We start from the raw sequence: 4,089 nt of genomic DNA on the forward strand, positions 1-4,089 counted from the left end.
TCTACACCAGGACGTACACTCTTTCCCTACACGACGCTCTTCCGATCTCTCCCTTTGCTTCTTCTGGGGCTTCTTTCATAAAGTCTGTATAATACCACTGGCCTGCTGCCATCATAGCTGCTTTTTTAGATAAAAACATACTTGTTTCTTGGCTCCAACCATATCCTAATGGATCATTTCCTGCTGGTTTTAAAGTAAATAATTCATTTGTTTTTTTATACCCTTCATAAACTGGATGTCCTGGCACAAAAGGATCATTTGAATCTCCCATTACATTTAAAATATTATCTCCACCTTTAACTAAATAAGGTAAGAATTGTCCAAATGGATATGTTGTCCATAGATCTTTTCCTCCTATAGCTAAAGGTATTGTATCTGTTTGTGTCCCAATAACATTTACAACATTTAAAAATTCATTCCAAGTTTTTGGCACTTCTAATCCTAACTCATTAAAAACACTTTTTCTATAATAAACAAATTCATTAAATCCATACATAGCAAGTCCTAAATTTTTACCATCAATACTATAAGCTTCTGCAAATTCATTTACTTTTGCTGCTTTTGTGTTTGATAAATCAATTACAGAATCTTTATATGTATACATATGTTTATTTCTTATTGCAAAAATATCAGGCAATTGATTGGCTGTATTTCTAATTTTCATTGCTGTATCATAGTCTGTTGCTGGTATTTTTTCTATTTTCAATATTACTTCTGGATTTACCTTTGAATAAGCATCAACCAGACTATTTGTTTCTATTAAATACTCTTCTCCAGTTCCTTCCCAAATAGACATTACAATCTCTTTTTTCTTTTCTTTTCCACACCCTAACATAACTAAAAACATTACTAAAATTGCACAAATCTTTTTCATTTTCCCTCCCAAAAAAAAATTTATAATTTATTTGCATACGTATTCTTAAATAACTTAGTACAAATATATATTATATTATTCTTTTTTTGTCAAGAGGTATTTATATTTTATTTACATACATGTATATATATATCTTTTAAAATTTCCTTTAGGTATTTCACATCTATCAATTATTTTAAATTCAGCTTTCTCTATCATATAGTCAAGATCTTCAAAACTAATCAATATTAATCTCTTTGAAATTTCTCTAGTTTTATTTATTAAACTTTGTTGTTCCTCTTTAGTTATATGACTAAAAATTCCATAAGGTATATCTAATATTGATGAATCATATTTTTTTGCAATTTCATGCATATCTCCATTTGTAATTTCAACATTACAATTATAGAATTTTAAATTAATTTTAGCATTTTCATATATCTTCTTATTTATTTCATATCCCTCTATATTTACATTCATTTTACAAGCTTCTATTAAAATAGTTCCTATTCCACAACAAGGATCTATTATTGATATATTTCTATCTCCACATGTTGCTAAATTTATTACTGATTTTGCTAAAGATACTCCTAAAGAATTTGAATATGACATCGGTTTTTTTACTCTGCTATTCCATAAAAAATTGTTTTTTTTATAAATCCCTAAAATCCAAATATCCTTAACTTTCACTATTCCATAAATTGTTTTTGGATTTTTCATATTAGGTTCCCCTTGAACCTCTAGTCCTATGCTCCTAGTTTTTTTTATTCTTTCTGCATATTCTGTTTCATCATTTCCTATTTTATAATATTCTACTTTAAACTCTTCCATTATTATTTTTTCTTTTTTTATTTTTTCTACTATATTCTCAAATTTTTCATCCATGTGAAGTATTTCTATTTTAAAATTAATATAAACACTGTCTGACACATCTATATTTTTATTTGAAAAAATCTCTTTTTCAATAATATCTTTTTCAAATAAAGTTCTCATTTCCATTAAACAAATACCCTCTTCTAATCTTGGATAATTAAATACATATAAATATTTTTTCATCTATATTCTCCCTTTTCTAATTTTCAACAAAAAAATAGAGAGCACATGTCTCTCTACTAAAATCGAAATTTATAGCTTTATAATGATATATCTAACACCATCAACCACTATTGAATCCTCTTTTTTCTTTCCTATTTTATCAAATTTAGCATGAGTATATTTTCTTGCTAATTTCGTTGGATAATCAATTGCTGTTTTCATTTCTATAACTTCTATAGTTCCTAATAACTCTCTTCTATCATCTGTTATTAGGTAATCATCTGCTCCAACTGTAAATAAAATACCTTTATAAATTGTACTTGTTTTAACTAATTTAAAGTTAAATGGTTTACCTGTTTGCTTTACTATATATTGACCTAAAGCTGACATTCTCTTTTTCATAACATTCCTCTTTTTCTTTAATTTATTCTATATAGTATAACCTATTTACACATAAAAAGTCAAAAAATTTCAATTTCTAAAACTATAACCCTTTTATATCAATTAATGGCGTAGAATCTCCTGTAACTTGAGGTAACTTTCCATCCCATTTTTTTATAGCTTCATAGTTTACTAATTCTTTTGTTAGTGATTTTGATATTTTTTCATTTGATTCAGCTATAGCTCTTGCTTTTAATGTTATACTTTCTGCCTCAGCTTTGGCTTGAATTAATAGAACTTTTCTCTTTCCCTCTTCTTCAATAGCCTTTCTCTCTGCTTCAATTATTGCTTTAGCTTTTTCAATTTTTTGTTTTTCTAGTTCTTGTTGAGCATTTACTCTTGATTGAATAGCTTTTTCAGTTGCTAAATCAAGGCCAATTCTACTAAAGTTAACAGATTCTATAATTATTCCATATTTTTTAAATTCATCTCTTATATGTTCATAAGCTAAAGTATTTAATCTTGTTCTTTGAGAACCGTATATGTCTAAAACATTAAACTTAGATGTTACCTCTGATGCCCAAGTTTTTATTTTCCCTCTCATAAATGTTTTTTGAATAACATCTCCTGTTTTTCCTCTAAACTTTGTAAAAACCATAGTTACTTTATCAGGATCAAACCTATATGAATATTCTAAATCAACATTTACCATTTTACCATCACTTGTTGGTACAAAAAATGAATCATCCTCTATACTTCCCTCTTTTGTATCTCTTGATAAATATGCTTGCTCTGTTGATATTGTGTACTCTGTTATTTTATATAATGGATTTACAAAATGCCATCCTTGAGAAAGTGTTTTTTCTTTTATTCCTCCACTTGGAGAGTAAATAACTCCCACATACCCTGCTGGTATTTTTTCCAAAGATTTTCCTATAATTAAAGCTAAAACAATTAATACTCCACCTGTTATTCCTAATATTTTTTTCAATTTTTTCTCCTTATACTCTTATTTTTCCATACATAATCTATAAATTGTATTTAACAAAACATTACATCCATTTTCAATATCCTCACTATGTGTATGTTCCTCTTTGCAATGACTTCTTCCATCAATACTAGGGACAAATATCATTGCTACATTTGTTATCTCTCCCATTAAACTTGTATCATGATTAGCTCCACTATACATCTCCTGTGTTTTTATATTCATTTTTTTACTTTCTTCATTAATAATATTTAAAATATTATCACAAGATTTTACAGCTTTAGCATAAGCTAGTCTCTTTACTTCATATGAATATCCCAGTTCCTCTAATTTTTTTAATTTTTTCTCTAATTCCTCTTCAATTAAATCTAATTTTTCTTCATCTATTCCACGTAAATCAACTGTAAACTGAACATTTTTAGCAATAACATTTGTTTGATTTGGAAAACATTCTATTTTTCCAACAGTAGCTACAATTGATAAATCCTTATGAGAATTTACTATTTCAGGAAGTTCATATGCTATTTTCCCAACTTGTACCATTGGATCTTTTCTATATCCCATAGGCGTTGCTCCAGCATGATTAGATTCACCTATTATATTTATTTGTAACCATCTAAGACCAACAATTCCCTTTACAATTCCCACAGATTTCTTTTCAATATCCAATACCCTTCCTTGCTCTATGTGAAGTTCTACCATGCACTTTAAAGATTCTTTTTCAATAATACTATCTTTTATATTTTCAGGAATAAATCCCGATTTTTTCATTAATTCATACATTGTTTCGTTTTTTTTATTCTTTAGATCGGAAGATCGTCGTGTAGGGAAA

Annotated in this window: 3 protein-coding genes; all 3 read right to left on the reverse strand. The window is 27.5% G+C overall.

Features of this window, described 5'->3' with window-relative positions; translation table 11 throughout:
* Positions 1 to 985: 985 nt before the first annotated feature.
* A complete protein-coding gene (locus Q0V09_RS08650) occupies positions 986 to 1,909 on the reverse strand; it encodes a DNA methyltransferase (RefSeq protein WP_297405090.1) in 924 nt (307 codons plus the stop codon).
* A 69-nt stretch (positions 1,910 to 1,978) separates the two neighbouring features.
* Positions 1,979 to 2,290: a hypothetical protein gene (locus Q0V09_RS08655; protein WP_297405092.1), complete on the reverse strand. Its 312-nt coding sequence runs from the start codon at positions 2,288 to 2,290 to the stop codon at positions 1,979 to 1,981.
* Positions 2,291 to 2,372: 82 nt separating this feature from the next.
* Entirely contained in the window at positions 2,373 to 3,260 is an 888-nt protein-coding gene (locus tag Q0V09_RS08660; protein WP_297405094.1) for an SPFH domain-containing protein, read from the reverse strand.
* Between the last annotated feature and the right edge of the window lie 829 nt (positions 3,261 to 4,089).

The organism is uncultured Cetobacterium sp., from assembly GCF_947039425.1.
In the GTDB taxonomy this organism is placed as follows: Bacteria; Fusobacteriota; Fusobacteriia; order Fusobacteriales; family Fusobacteriaceae; genus Cetobacterium_A.